At 43.3% G+C, this 20,176-nt stretch carries 17 protein-coding genes and 1 pseudogene; 5 read left to right on the plus strand and 13 right to left on the minus strand.

Annotation, left to right across the window (positions count from 1 at the left end):
• A pseudogene (locus tag ACLOR3_RS05160) lies at positions 1 to 926 on the minus strand (UDP-glucose--hexose-1-phosphate uridylyltransferase); the annotation flags it as partial.
• A 15-nt stretch (positions 927 to 941) separates the two neighbouring features.
• Positions 942 to 2,108, minus strand: a complete 1,167-nt coding sequence (locus ACLOR3_RS05165) for a galactokinase (RefSeq protein ID WP_006597142.1) — start codon at positions 2,106 to 2,108, stop codon at positions 942 to 944.
• A 141-nt stretch (positions 2,109 to 2,249) separates the two neighbouring features.
• Between ACLOR3_RS05165 and ACLOR3_RS05170 the strand changes: the two genes are divergently transcribed.
• Together ACLOR3_RS05170 and birA are read left to right on the plus strand one after the other, a co-directional pair.
• Positions 2,250 to 3,251, plus strand: coding sequence for a LacI family DNA-binding transcriptional regulator (locus ACLOR3_RS05170; RefSeq protein ID WP_006596550.1), 1,002 nt, complete (start codon positions 2,250 to 2,252; stop codon positions 3,249 to 3,251).
• Between the two features lie 29 nt (positions 3,252 to 3,280).
• Positions 3,281 to 4,222 (plus strand): bifunctional biotin--[acetyl-CoA-carboxylase] ligase/biotin operon repressor BirA, encoded by a 942-nt coding sequence (gene birA, locus ACLOR3_RS05175; RefSeq protein ID WP_411400434.1) that lies wholly within the window; start codon positions 3,281 to 3,283, stop codon positions 4,220 to 4,222.
• Positions 4,223 to 5,351: 1,129 nt separating this feature from the next.
• Here birA and ACLOR3_RS05180 read toward each other — a convergent pair.
• From ACLOR3_RS05180 to udk, 5 genes are all read right to left on the minus strand, one after another.
• Positions 5,352 to 5,564, minus strand: coding sequence for a DUF3272 family protein (locus tag ACLOR3_RS05180; protein ID WP_048690913.1), 213 nt, complete (start codon positions 5,562 to 5,564; stop codon positions 5,352 to 5,354).
• 38 nt (positions 5,565 to 5,602) lie between these two features.
• Positions 5,603 to 7,279: a DNA polymerase III subunit gamma/tau gene (gene dnaX / locus ACLOR3_RS05185; RefSeq protein ID WP_195324097.1), complete on the minus strand. Its 1,677-nt coding sequence runs from the start codon at positions 7,277 to 7,279 to the stop codon at positions 5,603 to 5,605.
• Positions 7,279 to 7,776, minus strand: a complete 498-nt coding sequence (locus ACLOR3_RS05190) for a GAF domain-containing protein (protein ID WP_195324098.1) — start codon at positions 7,774 to 7,776, stop codon at positions 7,279 to 7,281. The genes dnaX and ACLOR3_RS05190 overlap by 1 nt, the downstream gene beginning before the upstream one ends.
• Before the next feature lie 150 nt (positions 7,777 to 7,926).
• Complete coding sequence (locus tag ACLOR3_RS05195) at positions 7,927 to 8,598, minus strand: YoaK family protein (protein WP_140813885.1); 672 nt, start codon at positions 8,596 to 8,598, stop codon at positions 7,927 to 7,929.
• A 66-nt stretch (positions 8,599 to 8,664) separates the two neighbouring features.
• Positions 8,665 to 9,300, minus strand: a complete 636-nt coding sequence (udk, locus tag ACLOR3_RS05200; RefSeq protein WP_048691384.1) for a uridine kinase — start codon at positions 9,298 to 9,300, stop codon at positions 8,665 to 8,667.
• Positions 9,301 to 9,507: 207 nt separating this feature from the next.
• On the opposite strand from udk, the gene ACLOR3_RS05205 reads away from it, so the two are divergent.
• Positions 9,508 to 10,485, plus strand: a complete 978-nt coding sequence (locus tag ACLOR3_RS05205) for a Gfo/Idh/MocA family protein (protein ID WP_048717272.1) — start codon at positions 9,508 to 9,510, stop codon at positions 10,483 to 10,485.
• A 1-nt stretch (position 10,486) separates the two neighbouring features.
• Positions 10,487 to 11,575 carry a DEAD/DEAH box helicase gene (locus ACLOR3_RS05210; RefSeq protein WP_154852499.1) on the plus strand — a complete coding sequence of 363 codons (1,089 nt, stop codon included), beginning with the start codon at positions 10,487 to 10,489 and terminating at the stop codon, positions 11,573 to 11,575.
• A 308-nt stretch (positions 11,576 to 11,883) separates the two neighbouring features.
• On the opposite strand, the gene ACLOR3_RS05215 is transcribed toward ACLOR3_RS05210, so the two are convergent.
• From ACLOR3_RS05215 to ACLOR3_RS05235, 5 genes are all read right to left on the minus strand, one after another.
• The gene (locus tag ACLOR3_RS05215) at positions 11,884 to 13,254 is read right to left on the minus strand and encodes a polysaccharide deacetylase family protein (protein ID WP_411400436.1); all 1,371 of its coding nucleotides are present in this window, start codon (positions 13,252 to 13,254) and stop codon (positions 11,884 to 11,886) included.
• A 209-nt stretch (positions 13,255 to 13,463) separates the two neighbouring features.
• Positions 13,464 to 13,850: a lactoylglutathione lyase gene (gene gloA, locus ACLOR3_RS05220; RefSeq protein ID WP_023022851.1), complete on the minus strand. Its 387-nt coding sequence runs from the start codon at positions 13,848 to 13,850 to the stop codon at positions 13,464 to 13,466.
• A 193-nt stretch (positions 13,851 to 14,043) separates the two neighbouring features.
• Positions 14,044 to 15,417 (minus strand): sensor histidine kinase, encoded by a 1,374-nt coding sequence (locus ACLOR3_RS05225; protein WP_411400438.1) that lies wholly within the window; start codon positions 15,415 to 15,417, stop codon positions 14,044 to 14,046.
• Complete coding sequence (locus ACLOR3_RS05230; RefSeq protein ID WP_117744091.1) at positions 15,407 to 16,081, minus strand: response regulator transcription factor; 675 nt, start codon at positions 16,079 to 16,081, stop codon at positions 15,407 to 15,409. The genes ACLOR3_RS05225 and ACLOR3_RS05230 overlap by 11 nt, the downstream gene beginning before the upstream one ends.
• 113 nt (positions 16,082 to 16,194) lie before the next feature.
• On the minus strand, positions 16,195 to 16,887 hold the full coding sequence (locus ACLOR3_RS05235; protein WP_343094091.1) for a hypothetical protein: 693 nt from the start codon (positions 16,885 to 16,887) through the stop codon (positions 16,195 to 16,197).
• A 208-nt stretch (positions 16,888 to 17,095) separates the two neighbouring features.
• Here ACLOR3_RS05235 and ACLOR3_RS05240 point away from each other — a divergent pair, with 208 nt between their 5' ends.
• Positions 17,096 to 17,638 (plus strand): biotin transporter BioY, encoded by a 543-nt coding sequence (locus ACLOR3_RS05240; protein ID WP_343094092.1) that lies wholly within the window; start codon positions 17,096 to 17,098, stop codon positions 17,636 to 17,638.
• A 54-nt stretch (positions 17,639 to 17,692) separates the two neighbouring features.
• Here the strand turns inward: ACLOR3_RS05240 and ACLOR3_RS05245 are convergent.
• On the minus strand, positions 17,693 to 20,176 hold a 2,484-nt coding region (locus ACLOR3_RS05245; protein WP_412037051.1), incomplete at its 5' end, for a M1 family metallopeptidase.

Here is a 20,176-nt window from a genome sequence, read left to right on the forward strand (position 1 = left end):
TGCAAACGTAGAACCGACATGGGCCAGTTGACAATCCCTAGCGATACAGCCTCAAAGCCCTCAATGGTAAAACTTTCCTCAACAGGAGCTAGCTCCATAGGGAAGGTGTGCCGTCCGCCTTGGTAGTGGTCATGAGTCAGGATGGATCCCCCTACAATGGGCAGATCTGCATTAGACCCCGCAAAATAGCCTGGAAAAGTCTCAACAATGGTCAAAAGTCGCTCAAAGGTCTTGCGACTAATGGCCATGGGCACATGCTGGCTATCAAGGAAAATGCAGTGTTCATTGAAGTAGGCATAAGGGGAATACTGGAAGCCCCAGTCATGACCGTCCATATCAAAGCGAATAATCCGGTGATTGGCCCGAGCTGGATGGTCTAGGCGACCTTGATAGCCTTCATTTTCAAAGCACAATTGGCAGGCTGGATAATGACTGGTTTTGGCAAGTTTGGCCGCCGCAATGTCTTTAGGATCTTTTTCAGGTTTTGACAGATTGATGGTGATTTCAAGAGAACCGTAGGGAGTTTCTGCCTCAAAGGCAATGTTTTGCGCAATGGCCTCTACCTTGATGTAATCATTGCGCTTAGAGAGGGCATAGAAATCAGCAATCGCGTCTTCTTTAGACTGACGATAGGTCTCCCAGAAAAGATGGTTGACCTGACTAGGGCTAGGTGTGATCCAATCCATCAACTCCGCACCTAGGCTGTCCTTGGCGGCCATGCTATCTTGAATCATATTATTCGCAACCGCAATCTCTACCAGCTGATCTTTGAGCGCGATCAAGTCTTCTTTTTGGGCTGGTCCATCTAGTCCTTCTTCTCCAACGCGACTCATGATGCGATTTTTTAGATAAATCCGATCCATCTCTTCGTAGTCACTCGCCGCAATGACGGCTGTGACAAATGCATCTAGAATTCCTTGTGGCATTTTGTCTCCTCTCTCCTAATCTAAGACGCGACTGCCCCCTGCTACTTCAGCAATGTAGAAGCTTGGAGCATAGCCGACAACTTCCTCATAACGTTTGCCGACAGCTTCTTCAAAGTCTTGGACCTTATCCTTGTTGACAAGGGCGATGGCACACCCACCAAAGCCGGCTCCTGTCATGCGGGCACCAAGCACACCTTCTTGTTCCCAAGCCGTATGCACCAAGGTGTCCAATTCAAGTCCAGTTACCTCATAATCGTGTTCTAATGATACGTGGGAAGCATTCATGAAACGGCCAAAAGCTTCTAAATTTCCTTCCTCCAGAGCCTTACGAGCTTGGAGAGTCCGTTGGTTTTCGAGTACAGCATGGCGAGCTCGTTTGATGCGATTTTCATCCTTGATCAAGTAGCTATAGGTATCAAAATCCCAGACATCCAATTCACCCAAGGTTTGGATGTCTAGTTTGGCTTGCAATTCTGAGACAGCTGTTTCACATTCCGCACGGCGTTCATTGTATTTTGAATCAATCAATTCCCGACGTTTGTTGGTATTCATAATCACGACGACATTGTCTTTCAAATCAAGGGGCACCAAGTCATATTCCAAGGTGTTGGTATCCAGATAAATGGCCCGTTGGTCAGCTCCCATGCCGATCGCGAACTGGTCCATGATGCCAGAGTTGACCCCGATAAAGTGGTTTTCTGTTTGTTTTCCAATTTTAACCAAGTCCACCCGATCCACTGTCAAACCGTAGATCCTTTCTGCAATGACGCCCGTCAGCATCTCTAGTGAGGCTGAAGAAGAGAGACCAGATCCATTTGGAATATTCCCGTAGACATAGACATCCATCCCCACATCAATGGTGTGACCAGCTTCTTGCAAGAAATGAAGAACACCTTTTGGATAGTTGGTCCAGTTGTGCTCCTCTTCAAACTGAAGGTTTTCAAGTGGGACTTCAATGATCCCCTTGTCTTCAAAGTTTCCTGAGAAGAAACGCAAGACCTTATCCTCACGCTTTCTGGCCGCTCCGTAGGTACCAAGTGTGATAGCTGCTGGGAAGACATGGCCTCCATTATAGTCAGTATGTTCACCGATCAGATTAATCCGCCCTGGTGAGAAAAAAGTATGATCCGCTTCTGCTCCAAAGACTGTTTGAAAAGCGTTCCGAAGTTCTAGAGTATTCATTGAGATTACCTCACTTATATAGTTATTTATCTTTAGTGTAACCCTTTTCATCAAGCAAATCAATTAATTTACTAAAATTTTAGTAAAATACACTAACCAGGCCAAAGCTATGATATACTAGAAGACAGAAGGAGAAAACTTATGGCTACATTAAAGGATATTGCCAGTCTCGCTAACGTATCCATCGCCACTGTTTCACGTGTGCTGAATCAAGATACTAGTCTTTCTGTAACGGAGGAAACCCGCCACAGAATTTTGACCGTTGCTGACGAACTAGGCTACACCAGACATCAGAAAAGTGGGAACTTTAAGAAAGAAAAACAACAAATTGTCATCATCCAATGGAAAAGTGAAGAAGGAGAGCTGGACGACCTTTACTACTACAACATCCGTTTAGGCATTGAAAAAAGAGCACAGGATCTCGATTATGGCATCCTACGCTATTTCAATGATATTCCCTTTCGATTAGGGGAGGAAGTTGTTGGGGTCATTTGTATTGGAAAGTTTAGTAGAATTCAGATTGTCGAGCTAGAAAAGCTAGCCAAGCCTCTGGTTTTTGTTGATAGTAACACTCTCAACCAAGGGCATCCTTGTGTCACGACTGAATTTGAAAATGCTGTTCAGACTGCTCTTCACTATTTACGAAAACAAGGGTGTACAACGATCGGTCTCCTAACCGGTGAGGAAAAAACGACTGACCTATTGGAAAGTATTCCCGATCCTCGGCGAAGAGCCTATCGAAACTATTGTATTGAAAGAAACATTTACCACCCTGAACTCATCCTCACAGGTAGTTTTACAGCTCAATCAGGCTATGACCTCATTTCCTCTCAACTTCAGTCTGGCTCACCCTTACCAGATGCCTATTTTGCTGCCAGTGATAGTTTGGCAATTGGGGCTCTTCGCGCCTTTCAAGAAGCCGGCATCAAGGTCCCTGATAACATCCAACTCATCTCCTTTAATGATACCAGTTTAGCCAAACAAGTCTTTCCTCCCCTCTCGACCATCACTGTTTTTACAGAAGAAATGGGGCGAACCGCTATGGACGTCCTCAATAAACAAGTCCTAGCTCCGAGAGAAATACCGACCCTTACCATGCTAGGAACCAAACTCACCTTAAGAGAAAGTACCAAGAATGGATGATCTTCCATCCTTTTCGAAAATAAGAAACTATGAAAACACACGAAATTTTATACCAAACTTTGGCCCAAGCCCAGGATTATGTCAACGGCGAGCAACTAGCCCAGGAAATGGGCCTGTCTCGCACCTCTATCTGGAAGGCCATCCAGCGTCTAGAAAAAGAAGGCATCGAGATTGAGTCTGTTAAAAATCGAGGCTACAAGATCCTTTCTGGAGACCTCCTAATCCCCCAAGTCATCGAAGACCTTTGTCCATTGACAGTCTCCTATAATCCCCAGTGCCAATCCACCCAGTTAGACGCTAAGAATGCCATGGAAGCGGGTGGCCAATCTGCTACTCTGTATCTAGCTCCTTTCCAAACAGCTGGTAAGGGGCGTTTTGGGCGCGACTACTTCTGTCCTTCTCAAGGGGGAATCTACATGTCTCTCCACCTCAAGCCCAACCTCCCTTTCGATCAAGCACCTGCCTATACCCTCATGGTCGCAGCTGCTATCTATAAGGCTCTGAAAAATCTAGCCTTACTGGATGTCGATATCAAGTGGGTCAATGACATCTACTACAAGGGGAAAAAAGTTGGAGGCATTCTGACTGAAGCCATCAGTTCTATCGAAACAGGCCTCATCACAGATGTCATTATTGGTGTGGGGCTCAATTTTTCCATCACTGATTTTCCAAAGGAACTGAAAGACAAGGCAGGGTCCCTCTTTGGTGCCCAGCCTCCCATTTCCCGCAATGAACTGATTGCTGAGATTTGGAAGGAATTTTTCACCACTCCAGAAGAGGAGCTGATCTACCTCTACAAGCAACGTTCACTGGTCCTAGGTAAGGAAGTCCGCTTCGAACAAAATCAAACCAGCTACCAAGGTCTGGCCAAGGATATCTCAGATAGTGGACAACTACTAGTCCAACTGGAGGACGGCCAAGAACGCTGGCTTAATAGTGGCGAAATTTCCCTCAAACAGTGGGACCTGTAAAACAGACCAACAGCTCAAAAAAGAGTCTGAGACAAAACATTTCTCAGACTCTTTTGTGTGAAGATATATCAAAAATTTTTAAAATAATTCTTGATATACTCTAAGCATATATCCAGTAAGAATTTGATAAATAATAATACAATTCCAATCTTCACAAACATGTAATATTTAAATGTGGTGTCTTCAAATTCACTCACAAAAATCGGAAAGTTTAAAATATTATACTCATTGATAAGAAAATAAAGTGAGATACAAATGGATAAAACCAACGCCACTATAAAAATTTTTTTATGTAATTGCATTTTTTACCTTACCCTTTCTTGTTTTACAACATTAAATACCAATTTTATATAGCCTGATTCATTCTTTTCCCTCTTTCTAACAGGCTATTTTTATCGTTTTTACACCTTTATCATACACCAATTTCAAAATCATTCAAGTCTGTTTTTCTAATTATTTTTATGGTATAATAATAAAGTTGGAGTGATAAATAAAAACTCAGCAACTATCCAAGTAAACTCTATAAAATTAACTTTTTAGATAGTAGCACAATATACTTAAGGTGCTTGAAAGTTCAAGAATTGTAAACATAAAGAAAAGACCCATGGTGTCTACTGACCCCAGAAAGTTAGACATTTAATTGACACAAAGGGTTTCGTTCTATATTGCACAAGACTAGGTCCTTTTCTACAAGAAAATAAGCACCATAATTCCTAATTAAATAAAGTAGTCAGCTTACTCTTCAAAAAAATGACAGCTATTTTTTGAGTCAGGAAAGGAAATATAAAACTTTCCGCTGTGAGAAAAGTGCCTGAAACACAATTGTTTCAGGCACTCGGGAGTTTTGGGAGTAAAACAGTTTGGGAAACTGTTTTAGCCTGAGCACAGAAATTAAAGAGCGAAGGGTTCAAAACTAATTGAACACGGGCTGCGGATTGTGTCAAAAAGATAAGTTATCCTAGAATCGAAAGATTCTGCGTCAAACTTCCTATTTTGACTTTATCCGCAGACGCCCTTTGTATCTTAATTAGTCATGGAACTTCTTCGAAGTTCGCTGACGTCCGTACTCACCTAAGGAAAGTTTTTAAGTAGACTTTATATTCAATCTAAAATAAGCACCAGTCGGTGCTTATTTTTTATACTTATCTCGTTTTTTCTGATTGAGCTGTTGATCGATACTTTCGACCAATTTCCCTAAGATATAGCTGACTTGCAAATTTCTCAGTATCAAGAGAGCCCAGAAGATAGCTGCAAGGTAGCTTTCTCTCATCACTGCATCATTGAAAAAATAGGTTTCAAAGGCTGTAAAGATAGCCATAGTCCAAAATTGACGTTTATTCATATTGATATTCTACCACGATTTTCTGGAAAAAGCACATCCTAGTCTTCCTGAACAGTAATTTTGTCAGAGAGGAAATCGAAACCTTCCGGAATGACAGACTCTTCTGCTACCTCGACTTCTTCCTTGTGACCACGCGCTTTCTTCGAGAATTCCGCCCGGACCTGGGTCCACTCCTCCATGGAAATGGCCAAAATTTCAGGTGAGAATCCGGCTGCATTGCTTAAAATATTGCCAAACATGGTATTGAGGTTATCTCGCTTCATGGTCTGTTCGGCATTAAAGGCAGACTCAAAAGCAAGAATCGCATGGCGTTCATTTGCCGCAACCGGTTGCGAACCAACCAGCAAGGCCTTATCTGCCCCTGCTAAGCTTTCAATAATTTCCCCCCAAGCATTTTGCAGGCGGATGAGATTGTTACGGGCCAAATCTGGATTTTCAACCGCTTCTTGTAAGATGGCTTGAACCTTATTGCGATCCACTCGATATCCCTTGCTGGACTTCTGAGGACGGGCTGGAGCCGACTTGGCTACAGGAGCCCCGCTCCCTACTTGAGCTAATTGACTTTTCAGTAACTCCACTTCTCTTTTGAGTTGGTCCATTTGTGCCAAGAAATCTTCTGGAAAAGCCGTTTGACTAGCTGAAGAGCCCCCACCTTTGTATTCTGCCAAGCGAATGGTCATCATCTCTGTATAGATCTTGGGCTGCAGGCTGTTTTTGATATCTGCTAAGCTCCTTGTCGCAAGATCAATCCAAGCAAAGAGGGTAGCTTGCGGAATGGCTAGATTCTGGTTAAATCGTTCACTTACATGGAGATTTTCCCCACCTGTCTGAACAATCAGGAGATCCCGCAAATACTGCAAGAGATCTGTCACAAAGCGGGCCATGTTTTTCCCATTATCAAAGATGAAGTTTAACTGGTCCAAGGCAGCTGTTGCATCTTGTGCTGCCAAGGCTGCCACATAGAGATCCAAAGCTTCTTGACTGATGGAGCCTGTGATTTCTTCTGCCGTCGCAGTGGTCAATTGGGCACCAGCTGTCAGGCTGAGGGCCTGGTCCAAAATGGACAAGGCATCCCGCATCCCACCTTCTGCCCGACGGGCAATAATGGCTACAGCTTCTTCTTCGTAATCAATGCCTTCTTTATCCAAAACAGCTTTTAGGTGGTTTTGAATGGCTGGCGTCTTGATTGATTTGAACTCAAAGCGTTGAACCCGCGAAAGGATGGTTGCTGGAATCTTATGCAATTCCGTTGTTGCTAAAATAAAGACCACATTTTCTGTCGGTTCTTCCAAGGTCTTGAGAAGGGCATTAAAGGCTCCCGTCGAGAGCATGTGGACCTCGTCGATAATATAGACCTTGTGAGGGGCCAGGCTAGGCGCATAGGTCGATTTGTCGCGGATATCGCGGATCTCATCCACCCCATTATTAGAAGCAGCGTCAATCTCGATGACATCCTCTAAACTGCCATTGGTAATGGCTTCACAGATATAGCATTCGTTACAAGGCTCTCCCCCTTTTTGATTGGGGCAGTTCATGGCCTTGGCAAAGATTTTCGCCACACTGGTCTTCCCCGTCCCACGAGGGCCAGAAAAGAGATAGGCATGGCTAATTTTTCCCTGTTCGACAGCTTGTCGTAGGGTCGTCGCAATAACCTCCTGCCCTACAAGCTGGCCAAAGGTCTGGCTTCGGTATTTACGATAGAGGGCTTGATACATTAGTCTACTACTCCAAACATCCTAAAATTCCAATTTGTTTTTTCGAGCAAGATGGCTACAAAACGTTCCAAATAAAGACGATCCAGGTCGTCATAATCTCCCACCCGATCCGAATCTAGATCCAACACTCCAAGCAACTGGTCATTCAAGACCATGGGGACCACAATCTCACTCATGGCCCGACTGTCACAAGAGATATAATTGGCATGCTGGGTCACATCCTCGATGACCAGCGTCTCTCTTTTCTCTGCTGCTTCTCCACAGACACCTTTTCCTAGAGCGATATGGACACAAGATACCTGTCCTTGAAAGGGGCCTAAAATCAACTCTTTTTGATCATAGAGGTAAAAACCTGCAAAGACGGAATGAGGTAGAGCTTGATTGAGCAGAGCACTGGCATTGGCTAAATTGGCCAAGGCATTGCTCTCTCCTTCCAAAAGAGCTTCTAACTGGGCTAGTAAGAGTTTGTAATGTGATTCTTTTTCTTGCGTATTCATACCCTTTATTATACCAAACTTTGGCTAGAAAATTAAGTATTTACCACGGAGCAAGCCTTGATAAAAACCCGACTAGACATCAGAAGTACCAAGCAAATGTTCTCAATAAAAAAGCCAGGGAGCAAGGTCCCTGACTTTGTAAAAATTCATTTAAGCGTCTCTCCGAACATATTGAATCGCCCGATATGTCAGAAAGATGGTCAGAACAAGGGAAACAAACCAAATGGTCCGAAGGCCATAATATTGGATGAGGAAGGTCGAAAGAATAGCCCCTCCGACAAAACTCCCAATCAAGGAGGTCATAAAGAGGGATTCCCAGAAAAACTCCATCTTGCGATCCCGCACAAAATTCCCGTAAGCGACCATGGTCTTCTTGAGATTCCCTGTCATAAAGGAATGGTTGTAAGCATAGCCATCGACTTCTCCAAAGGAAATAGCTACAATCCCCAAGCTCAGTCCAAAGAAAGGCACGATCAGAACATTGGGCACTTCTTTTGGCAGAAAGCCAGCCACCAAGGTCGTCAGGACCAAAGGAACTAAGGTACTAAGCCGCCAAACCGAATGACTAAAGAAGCGCTGAAAGACGGTCATCAAAAAAATCCCGATCATAAAGGCTAACATGGTGGCTAGTTTGACCTCCACATCAGATATTTCATGGCCGATTAACCCAACGGATAGAAAGACCACGTTTCCCGTTTGGCCAGCCGCCAAGGTCCCTCCTCTTTCGATAAAGGTGTAGGCATCTGAAAAACCCGCACACATAGTCAGCAGGCAGGCAAAGGCCTTACTTCTGGAGTGAAACTCCCTTCTTAACTTTTTCATATTTCTCCCTATTTGTCATGGAAAAGAGGCTGGGACACTACTTCCTAACCTCTCTCACTTGTTATCTTATCCTTCACGTGATTCGCTCAAAATCTTCTCAATCTTAGTCGTAATCAAATCGATGGCTACAGTATTGGTCACACCTTCTGGAATGATGACATCCGCATAGCGCTTGGTTGGCTCGATAAACTGATGGTACATCGGCTTCACCACTCCCAAGTACTGCTCGATGACGCTGTCCAAACTCCGACCACGCTCTTCCATATCTCGCTTGATCCGGCGAATGATCCGCACATCATCATCGGTATCAACGAAAATCTTGATATCCATCAAGTCACGAAGACGCTTGTCCTCCAAGACCAAAATCCCCTCAACGATAAAGACATCCTGAGGCTCCTGGCGATAAGTCTTGGCACTACGCGTATGCGCTGCATAGTCATATGTTGGAATATCAACCGGACGTCCAGCCAACAACTCATTGATTTGCTCGATCATGAGGTCTGTATCAAAGGCAAAAGGATGGTCATAGTTGGTCTGAATCCGCTCTTCAAAGGTTAAATGGCTTTGATCCTTGTAATAAGAATCGTGCTCAATCATGGCAATCTTCTCATCCGGGAAGTGGGACAAAATTGCCCGAGAAACACTAGTTTTTCCCCCACCAGAACCGCCTGTTACACCGATAATAATTGGTCTGTTTCGCATCTTCTTCTCCATTTTCTATAATCCTATTTATTCTATCACAAAAGCGGTCACTTGACCACGACTTGAACCATTTTTCTATGGCTTTCATCCAAAATCAAAGAAGGATCTCCTTTCCCCTTCCGTCCCAGTTCGAAAGGCCCATTCCATCTTTTTAGGGTGAAACATGATATAATGAAACCAGTAAATACCTGATTGAAAGGAGCTGCCATGCTAAAACTCGGTATCATCGGCACCAGTGCCATCTCCCATTCCTTCCTGGCTGCAGCTAAAGAAACAGACCAGTATGAGTTAAGAGCGGTCTATTCACGGACCTTGGAGAAAGCTCGTAGTTTCACCCAACCTTATGGACAAGTGGCCCTCTATGATGATCTGATTGCCTTTTTAGATAGTGACCTGGATGTCATCTACATTGCTAGTCCCAATTCACTCCACTATCCTCAGGCAAAGTTAGCCCTTCTAGCTAAGAAACATGTCATCCTTGAAAAACCAGCCGTCACTACTCCCAAGGAATGGGAAGAGTTGGTCAAATTGGCCAAGGAGCACCAGGTCTATCTCTTTGAAGCAGCTCGCAACTATCATGAAAAAGCCTTTGCGACCATCCAAGACTTTCTCAAAGACAAGACCATCTTGGGTGGCCACATGACCTATGCCAAATACTCTTCTAAGATGCCTGAGTTCTTAAAAGGCTCTACTCCCAATATTTTCTCTGACCAGTTTGCAGGCGGAGCCCTTATGGATCTGGGTGTCTATCCCCTCTACTTTGCAATCGGCCTCTTCGGTCAACCTGAATCAGTAACCTATCAGGCGCGGCAATTGCCTAATTCAATCGATTTGAACGGACATGGTAACTTGGTTTATTCTGACTTTGTCATCGGCATTCAAGCCGGCAAAGATGTGACCAGCAATCTTCCTGCTGAAATCTACACAACAGATGGCACCCTCTTTCTGAGTGGCATTGAAGCCGTTAACGAGGCTGTTTTTCAAGACCATTCTGGAAACAGCTACCAGCTTCTAATCACTCCTGCCCCTCATAACATGCTAGAAGAAGCCCAGGCCTTTGCTAGTATGATGACAGAAGGCGACCAGATACTTTACCAGACTTGGCTCCAAACTGGACAGATGGTCCATCAAGCCCTCTATGCTATGCGCCAAGATGCTGGAATACACTTTAAGGACGAAAACTAATATGACACTAGCATTCCCACCGCTCTGGCAAGAGCAACTCAAAACCCTCGGCTTTGAGCAACTCACTGAAATCCAAGAACGCCTCTTTGAGCCGATCACCCAAGGGGAGAACGTACTTGGAGTCAGCCCGACAGGAACTGGGAAGACTCTGGCCTATCTCTTCCCTAGTCTTCTCAAGCTAAAGCCTAAAAAAGCACAACAATTGCTGATCCTCTCCCCCAATACAGAGTTGGCCGGACAAATCTTTGATGTCACTAAACAATGGGCAGAGCCTCTTGGACTAAGTGCTCAACTTTTCCTTTCTGGCTCTAGTCAAAAACGGCAAATCGAACGTCTCAAAAAAGGACCCGAAATTCTCATCGGAACTCCAGGCCGTATTTTTGAGTTGATCAAGCTCAAGAAAATCAAGATGATGAATGTCGATACCATCATCCTGGACGAATTTGACCAACTTTTCAGCGACTCTCAGTATCACTTTGTCGACAAGATTTGCCACTACGCGCCACGGGATCATCAATTTATCTATATGAGTGCAACGACCAAGTTTGATCCAGAGCAAATCGAGCCCAATACCCTGACCATTCAGGTAGAAGGGCAAAGCTTGGACAATATCCAGCACTTCTATATGGAAGTGGACAAGCGAGAAAAGGTCGAACTCCTCAGAAAACTATCCAATGTCGAAGACTTTCGTGGCCTCGTTTTCTTCAATAGCTTGTCCGATCTAGGGAGCGCTGAAGAAAAACTCCAATACCGGGAAGTTAGCGCCGTCTCACTTGCTAGTGACGTTAATGTCAAGTTCCGAAAAGTCATTCTGGAACGCTTTAAGGACCACCAGCTGACACTCCTTCTTGCAACAGATTTGGTGGCACGAGGAATTGATATTGACTCTCTAGAATGTGTCGTCAACTATGAAGTCCCTCGAGATACCGAAACCTACATCCACCGATCTGGACGTACCGGACGCATGGGTAAAGAAGGCTATGTCATCACCTTGGTCAGCCATTCAGAAGAATTGAAAAGTTTGAAAAAATTAACCCCCGTTCGTCCCTTGATTCTCAAAGGAGCTCAACTTTATATAGGGGAAGAATAAGAAAATCGTTCGTAGCATTACGAACGATTCAGATTGAAGATAAAGTCATTTTTAAAACTTTCCTTAGGTGAGTACGGACGTCAGCGAACTTCGTAGAAGTTCCATGACTTAGTTTTGAACCTAAAGTTTCAAAACTCCCGAGTGCCTGAAACAATTGTGTTTCAGGCATTTTTCTCACAGCGGAAAGTTTTTCATATTCTTAAATGATTAAAAAATAAAAGTCAATTTTTGAAAATCATCCTGGTGTTTTATGTAAAACAATAGTTTGTCTACATTCAAAATCGTTCGTAATACTACGAACGATTTTTTTAATTACGATTGTAATAGAGGCGATGACTTTCCACTTGGTGGTTTAAGAGTTCATCAACCGTGACGATGGTGTAGCCTTGCGATTGAAGGTATTCAATCACGGCTGGAAGGGCATTAATAGATGTTTGGTGAATATCGTGCATCAGGATGATCGATCCTGGTTTGACTTGTTTTTTCACTTCTGCCAAGATGGCTTGTGTATTGTGGGTCTTCCAATCCAGAGTATCCACATCCCACATGATAAAGGCCTGATCAACGGCATATTGAATGGCACTATTAATCGAACCATAAGGCGGACGAGTAATCTTCGTTTGCACTCCTGTGACCTTTTGAATCACTTCCTTCGTATCCATGATTTCTTTTTGGGCAGCCTCCAAAGGCAACTTGGTTAAGACAGGATGATTCCAGGTATGGATTCCGATTTCATGTCCTTCCTGACGTACCCGTTTAGCCACTTCAGGATAGGCCGAGACATTCTTCCCAAGCATAAAGAAGGTAGCCTTAACATGGTACTTGTTGAGGATATCCAGTGCTTGAGGGGTCGTCGTTGGATCTGGACCATCATCAAATGTTAAGGCAACCATCTTAGCATGACGTTGAGTTTGGTAGGCCTCATAAGCTTGAAGATCTCCTGGATTCAGGCGAGCAGAATCAATCACATCATAGAGCTTCGAAAGGGGTACATCGAAGGTTTCCATGCCCTCAATAGTAACTGGAAGGGTAATAGAAATAACCCCTTGATTGTAGGTGAACTGCCAGCCTGCCATATCACTTGCTGAGACAGCTTGCATTATCTCCTCAATTCGATCTTCCCCTAACTGTAGGAAGACCAGCTGAGAACGCAATTCTGTCAAAAGGATTTCTTTGGCTAGATCTGCATTCGTAAACAATTGGGAAAATTGGAAGACCGTCCCCTCATCCGTTAGATAGAGGAGAGGTAGTTTGTCAATCCCATCTTTAATGAATTTGCCATTTTTCCACTTGTACTGGGTCTTCTTCACCTGATAAGGATGAACCCCTACAAATGGGTCTTCTGAACGTTCGGTATGGTAGAACAAAAGCTCTTTTGCTTGCTGGTTATTCTTCTCTTCTTGGGGAAGAGAGCCAACGTCAGCCAAAATTCTCTCTTTAACCACTGCGATGGGTTCTTCATTATTTTTCGGGTAGTAAGCTGCGATATATGTTTGACCAACCATTCCTTTTTGAAGGATGGTATCCTTGTCTTTTTCAATTGCTTCTTCTTCCCGAATTGCTTTGGAAAACTGTTGATTATAATTTTTGATAGCGCGTGCTTCCTCAATCTTCTGATAAGCAAGATAAATCCCCCCGATGAAAAGGAGGTTGAGGAGGATGAGAATAAGTATTTTCAAGTAGGATTTCTTCATACTCTTATTATAGCAATTTTATCACCAAAAAACAGTAGAAAACTCTAGAATCTAAAAAATAAAACCTAAAATATGATAGGGAAATTAAAGTAGCTCAGTCCTATCTCCTGTCACTTTGAACCGGCAACTTTCAAGCAGAAAAAAAGAACAGATGTGGTCACACCTGCTCTTTATCACAAGTTATATGATGCTGATTATAAGGACTTTTCACGAATCACTTCGACTTTGTAGCCATCTGGGTCCACAATAAAGTAATAGTTTGGAAGAGTTCCTGGCAAGCCTTTAGGATCTGTTACTTGGTAACCTTTTTCCTTATGCTCCGCATGAAGGGCTTCAAGGTCTGGCGTACTCAAGGCAACATGGGCAAAGCCATCTCCAATGACGTAAGGACCATGATCATAGTTGTAAGTTAATTCCAACTCATAGTCATCCCCTTCTAAACCAAGATAAACAATCGTAAATTTGTATTCAGGAAAATCTTTGCGACGCAATTCCTTAAAGCCAAACGCATCTGCATAAAAGGCAATTGATTTTTCTAAATTCTCCACTCGCAAACAAGTGTGTAACATTTTTGAAGCCATACGACACCTCTTTCTTTTTTTACTATTATACACTAGTCAGGCAAAAATAGCGATTATTTGAAATAGATGAAAAAAGAGGCTGGGACAAAAGTCCAAGCCTCTCAATTGTCTTTGGATTATTGAGCAAGACGCAGTGGTTGAGTGGGACGACGAAATCGAATTCTAACGAATTACCGATTTCTGTCCCACTCTCTTACTTGTTTTTCGTTGATTTAGAACTCGATTTCTTTTTACTATCTGACTTAGTTGCTAGTTTAACCTCGAAAATAGCACCTTTCGGCTTGTTATCTCGAACAGTAATGGTACCATTAAAGGCTTCTACGATTTGCTTGGCTAAGGATAAGCCCAAACCAAAACCACCCTTTTGACGGGTTCGCGCCTTATCCACTCGGTAGAAACGATCAAAAATCCGTTTTTTATCTTCATCAGCAATTCCTGGACCATTGTCCTCTACTCGAAGATAGAGATAACGATCCTTGAATTGGGCGACAAAGCGTATTTTCCCTTCTTCCTCCGTATATTTGAGGGCATTATCATACAAAATGGTCATCAGTTGTTTCAATAGGACCTTATCAGTCACCAGACTCCTATCCACCAGATTCTCATATTCGAAGATTTTTTCGTTTTCCTCCGCAATGATTTCATAATTGGCAAAAGTTTGGTCAAAAAAGGATGGTGTGATCTCGCTAAACTCTGGTTTAATCCCATCATCTCGACGGGCTAAGTTTAAGAGATTGGTCGTCAATAATCGCATATTGCGAACTTCATCCAAAGAGGAGGCAATATTCTCACTAGATTCCATAATCGTCGCCTCTGGTTTTCGGAATAAGGCTTCCAAACGATTTTGCAAAACCGCTAAAGGCGTCCGCAATTCATGAGAAGCATTTTCGACGAAGGCCTTCTGCCGGTTCATGCTCTCTAAGAGAGGTTTCACACTCATCTTAGCCAAGAAGATACTTGCAAAGAGGGAAATGCCCCAGAAACAAATCATAACCAAGGCAATTTGACTCTCATGTTTTTCACTGGTCTGCTCCAACTGGCTGATGTTGGTCATGATCACGGCATATTTCACCCCGTCGATATAATCATCGGGATCAATATCTACCAAATAAGCCCGGTAACTTTCCTTCTGTTTATAATGATTAGTAATTTGAATCTGCTTGATCTTGTTTAAATAACTGCGACTAAAAGTTACTGTTTTTAGATCTAGGAAACCATTATCCGTCGTCACATTTTCAAATTTATCATTCAAGAGGATGGCTGTGCTATTGGAAGTAACCGATGGTCTAGGGCCATCCTCGGGACCAAGTTCATCATCTTCTGGTCCGTCATCAGCAGTTTCGTCTCTTCCCATCCCATTGCCTGTACGGTTTGCCAAACTGATAATCGAATAGCGATCTTTACTGAGCATTTTTAAATTTTCGTCAACCGTTGTATAAAGACTGGAACGCATCACTTGAATAATAATCAAGGTCATGGTTGAAAAAATCAAGGTAAAGAGTCCGAAATAGCGGATGAAATAGGAAAAGTCATCCGCATTGACAGTTTTTTTAATTTTATTGAGCATCTTTCAGAATATACCCCACGCTACGCAATGTTTGGAGATTTTTTGCAAAGTCTGTACCTTTTAATTTCTTCCGAATCTTAGAAACATACACTTCGACAACCGAAATGGTCGTATCGCTATCAAATCCCCAAAGTCGATCAAAGATTTGTGTTTTTGGCAGGATGACATTTTGATTTTGAAGGAAATAGACCAAAAGATCAAATTCTTTTCCTAATAGTTCTACTTCTTTCCCTTCAACAAGCGTAGAGTTAGTCGAGAGATTAACGGTCACATTCCCATAAGAAAGAGTATTTTCATTGACCTTACCAGCGCGCTTCAACAATGCTTGGATTCGCATTTTCAACTCTTCTAGGTAGAAAGGCTTGGTCAGATAGTCATCTGCTCCCAACTCAAAACCATGGCCCTTATCGTCCAAGCTCTCTTTGGCTGTCATAATCAATACTGGAGTGGAGACACCCTTATCTCTCAATTCTTTCAGAACTTGGAAACCATCTTTTCCAGGAAGCATGAGGTCCAGTAAAATTAGGTCATAGATGCCACTTTCAGCCTCATACAGACCTTCATCCCCATCAAAGACTTGCATGACATCTGCAAAATCATCTAAAAAATCAAATACTGAATTAGACAGACCGAGGTCGTCTTCGACTAATAAAATCTTAATCATATTTACTTTCTCCTTCTCATTCTTCCATACAGGGATGATGAGTATATTCTACTCTATTATAACATGACAAGGCTTCATTCAGTAGCTTTCAGATAGCGATTTCACCTTTTTTCTTAGCCCGCTGTCCCTGTCTCATCCTTTGATGAATGTTGTGTATTGGTTGACGATTTTTTCGAAGTGGACTTCTTGGAGGACTTTTTATTGGATTTCCCATTTTGTTGGTTGTCTGGTTGAGCTTGAGGCCCTCCATCTTGTGGCGGTTGGTCATTCCGATTCCCTTGGCCTGGTCCACCGTTTTGACCATCTTGCGGTGGCATGCCGCCTGGTCCACCACCAAATCCATCTTGTCCTTGCTGACCTTGAGGTTCACCATCTTGTGGCGGTTGACCATTCATCTCACTTTGCCCTGGTCCACCATTCTGCCCATCTTGCGGGGGCCTACCACCCGGTCCACCTCTAAATCCATCTTGTCCTTGCTGACCTTGAGGTCCCCCACCTTGTGGCGGTTGACCATTCATCTCACCTTGCCCTGGTCCACCATTTTGTCCATTAAAACCTTGTGAGTTAGAATGTCCATTTTGTCCTTGAGGATTTTGGTTAGGTTGGTTAGTATTTTGTGTAGAGACTGTTGCTTGTTGACGTTGGGGAGTCGTATTGGCTGTCGCCAACATTCCCAATCCAAATCCACTTGTCATTCCTACGACGAGTCCTCCTGTTGCTGCGGCAGTTGCCCACCACTTAGGACTTTTCTTAAGAACAATCATTTTTTCAGTTCTTTCTTGCTTTTGTTCATTCGAAGCTTGCATTCTTTCATTTCCTTATTTTTTTTATTTAAACAAGGCCTTTGTTTAGATAAGGATAGTTTACCGACCCTTCCTTAACCGTGGCTAAATTTTTTCTTAAACTTTCCTAAAATGATCAAGGAGACATTTGTAACAGCTGAAAAGAAGACTTGACAGGGTTCCTTCTTTTTTGTATAATAGTTACCATAAAAATTAATTGAGGTTTACTGTTTTGAAAAAAATTGAATCAATGACATTAATTGCTCTTGGAGCAGCTTTGATTGCTGCCCTATCACCTTTTACAATCCCACTTGGACCCATTCCTATCACGCTTCAGACTTTAGCGATTGGATTAATCGCCAGCATCTACCGTCCAAAAGAAGCTACCCTTTCTGTTCTCATTTACCTCCTCTTAGGTGCCATTGGACTTCCCGTCTTTGCAGGTGGTCACGGAGGTATCAGCTCCTTCTACGGTCCCACTGCCGGATTCCTTTTCTTCTTTCCTCTTCGTGCTTTGGTTACCTCTATCTTCGCTGGCCAAAAGGGACAGCCCATTCGTATTTTCCTTGCTAACGCCTTGGGAGAAGTCGTTCTCTTTATTGGCGGTGCCTTAGGTTTTATGCTTATTACCCATAAATCTTTAGATTTCACAGTAAAATTTGTCGTCCTACCTTTTGTCCTGCCAGATTTGATTAAGATGACTTTGACAACGATTTTCGCGGTCATCCTTTATAGAAATCTTAAGTATCTCCCATATTTCAAAAAAGAAAAATAAAAACTCTTAGAGAGGTTTGCAGATCTGCAAAGCCTTCTCTAGGAGCTTTTTTCTTTATTTTGTAGCTAGAAGCGCTGCTTCAACAGCTGCTTTCTCACGCTCGATAAGATCAATACGAGCCGCGATTTCCTTGATCCCCATCTTAATATTGCGGCTAATCGCCATATCTTCTAATTGAGGCTCAAAGAAGTCCTTGTATTCATTCAAGCGTTCAAGGGTCTTGAAACAGTTAGCTGGGTAGATGACAAACTTATCAAAGCTCATATCACCACCGAGTGCCTTCTTGATCCAGTCCCAGTTCTCACGCGCCCAAGTCCAGGTTCTACCTTGGGTAAAGTCATGGTGCAAGAAATTGAAGTACCAGCTCATAGCCAAGTCTTGAGGTTTCACCACATCCTTGTTCTTCCACTCCTTCAATAGAGCTTCCAAGGTTTCCGCATCCTTGGTGTAAGAAAGAGCTGCAGCCAACTGGCGTTTAAAGTTTCCATCCACTGTCTTCACATAGGTATCTAGGTATTGTTGGCTAAGTGCCTTGGTTTCCTGATGCTTGATTTGGTTGATCAAGATTTGCAGACGAATGGCAGCTGGAAGTTTTTCTAGATCAGATGCATGCGCTTCAAAGATAGCACTCGCTTGGGCTTGTGCAGCTTCATCATTAGCCTTAATCATATTGGCAATCATGAGCTGACGAACTTTTTCGTCTTCTTCTGATTCACCTGGCTTAGCTTCTAGTCCCAAGCGTTCAAAGTTGTAACGGTTCATCTGTTTCAACAGCTCATGGAAGGCAACTTCTGTTTCAGTTCCTTCATCCACAAAGAGACTGATTCCAGTCAAGACGCTTGAAACGGCAGAAACAACCAAGAAGGAACTTTCTTCTGTCAAATGCTCAATCACTGGCAAGAGGCTTGCATAGGAAATTTGCCCACTTTCAGCTAACAGACGACGTTCTTGAACCACTTGTAATTTTGAAGTGCTATCTAAGTTAGCAAGGTCCGCAAGGATGTCTTCCAACAATTCCCCACGGTAGTCACTGATATAGTGGGCCGTATTTTCTGTATTAAAGCGAAGAGCACCGCTATTAGCTGCTTTCAAGGCACTGTAGTTTGGAATTTCTAAGACTTCTGTTTCCAAAGTATCTGGAATACCTGTCCAGTTGCTATTTAGCGGAACAACCCACTTGCGACCTTTTTCTTCTTTTTCTCCGATAAAGAACTGGTCTTGACGGATGATCAAGGTATCATTCTCTACAGAAGCTGAAACAACTGGATAGCCAGGTTGCTCCAACCAAGAATCCATAAAGGCTGCTACATCCCGACCAGAAGCTTGACCCAAGGCTTCCCAAAGATCTTGCCCAATGGTATTTCCATATTGGTGCTTTTCAAAGTAGATTTTCAAGCCCTTGCGGAAAGCGTCATCGCCTAACCAGCGACGAAGCATGTGCATAAGACGGCTACCCTTAGCATAAACAATCGCTGGGTCAAAGAGGGTGTTGATCTCGTCTGGGTGTTTCACTTCCACATGGACGGATTGAACACCATCAGTCGCATCGCGTTTCAAGGCAGCAGGTACACCAGTTGTTTGGAAGTCTTCAAAAATGTTCCAGCTTGGTTCGATGGCATCCAAGCAGACATATTCCATCATATTGGCGAAGCTTTCATTCAACCAGAGGTCATCCCACCACTTCATCGTTACGAGATTTCCGAACCATTGGTGAGCCAATTCGTGAGCCACCACCAAGGCTACTGTTTGACGGCTTTGAGCTGTCGAGTTCCCATCTACAAGGAGATAAACTTCGCGGTAGGTTACCAAGCCCCAGTTTTCCATAGCTCCTGAAGAGAAGTCTGGAAGGGCGATATGAAGGGATTGAGGGATTGGGTAAGCAACTCCATAGTAGTCTTCATAGAATTCAATAGCACGAACGGCAATATCTAATGAGAAGTCCAAGTTTTCTAATGGGTGAGCTTTGGTAGAGTAGACACCGACTAGGGTTCCATTCTTGGTCTTAGCTGTCACTCCTTGAAGATCTCCTGCCGCAAAGGCCAAGAGATAAGAAGACATACGAGGAGTTGTATCAAACTTCCAAATACCTGTTTCTTTCCGACTTTCGACATCGATTTCAGGCATGTTAGAAAGAACGATTTCCCCTTCTTCTTGGTCAAATTTCACAGCCAAATCAAAGGTCGCTTTGGCTTCTGGCTCATCCACACTCGGGAAGGCTTCACGCGCAAAATGGCTCTCAAACTGAGTGGAGATGACCTCTTTTTTGACACCATCTACTGTATAGTAAGACGGATAGATCCCTGTCATATTATCGGTAATTTTTCCTTTATAAGAAAGTGTAAGGTTTACTTTACCTGTAGCAGGAACTTCAACAAAGACCGCTTCTTCCTCATCCTTGACTGTAAAAGCACAATCTTGCCCATCTACTTGTGCAGATTCGATGGTCAAATCCTTTTGGTGAAGAGAAATGCGAGTCTTCTTTGCTTCTCCGGTAATAGTCACTTTCCCTGAGAAAGTTTTGTTTGAGCGGTTCAAATC

The organism is Streptococcus intestinihominis, from assembly GCF_046824975.1.
Taxonomy (GTDB): domain Bacteria; phylum Bacillota; class Bacilli; order Lactobacillales; family Streptococcaceae; genus Streptococcus.

Excerpts from the sequence above, each read along its gene's own strand:
- ACLOR3_RS05165 (WP_006597142.1), bottom strand. The coding sequence starts at position 2,108 with ATGAATACTCTAGAACTTCGGAACGCTTTTCAAACAGTCTTTGGAGCA.
- ACLOR3_RS05170 (WP_006596550.1), top strand. The coding sequence starts at position 2,250 with ATGGCTACATTAAAGGATATTGCCAGTCTCGCTAACGTATCCATCGCC.
- birA (WP_411400434.1), top strand. The coding sequence starts at position 3,281 with ATGAAAACACACGAAATTTTATACCAAACTTTGGCCCAAGCCCAGGAT.
- ACLOR3_RS05180 (WP_048690913.1), bottom strand. The coding sequence starts at position 5,564 with ATGAATAAACGTCAATTTTGGACTATGGCTATCTTTACAGCCTTTGAA.
- dnaX (WP_195324097.1), bottom strand. The coding sequence starts at position 7,279 with ATGTATCAAGCCCTCTATCGTAAATACCGAAGCCAGACCTTTGGCCAG.
- ACLOR3_RS05190 (WP_195324098.1), bottom strand. The coding sequence starts at position 7,776 with ATGAATACGCAAGAAAAAGAATCACATTACAAACTCTTACTAGCCCAG.
- ACLOR3_RS05195 (WP_140813885.1), bottom strand. The coding sequence starts at position 8,598 with ATGAAAAAGTTAAGAAGGGAGTTTCACTCCAGAAGTAAGGCCTTTGCC.
- udk (WP_048691384.1), bottom strand. The coding sequence starts at position 9,300 with ATGCGAAACAGACCAATTATTATCGGTGTAACAGGCGGTTCTGGTGGG.
- ACLOR3_RS05205 (WP_048717272.1), top strand. The coding sequence starts at position 9,508 with ATGCTAAAACTCGGTATCATCGGCACCAGTGCCATCTCCCATTCCTTC.
- ACLOR3_RS05210 (WP_154852499.1), top strand. The coding sequence starts at position 10,487 with ATGACACTAGCATTCCCACCGCTCTGGCAAGAGCAACTCAAAACCCTC.
- gloA (WP_023022851.1), bottom strand. The coding sequence starts at position 13,850 with ATGGCTTCAAAAATGTTACACACTTGTTTGCGAGTGGAGAATTTAGAA.
- ACLOR3_RS05225 (WP_411400438.1), bottom strand. The coding sequence starts at position 15,417 with ATGCTCAATAAAATTAAAAAAACTGTCAATGCGGATGACTTTTCCTAT.
- ACLOR3_RS05230 (WP_117744091.1), bottom strand. The coding sequence starts at position 16,081 with ATGATTAAGATTTTATTAGTCGAAGACGACCTCGGTCTGTCTAATTCA.
- ACLOR3_RS05235 (WP_343094091.1), bottom strand. The coding sequence starts at position 16,887 with ATGCAAGCTTCGAATGAACAAAAGCAAGAAAGAACTGAAAAAATGATT.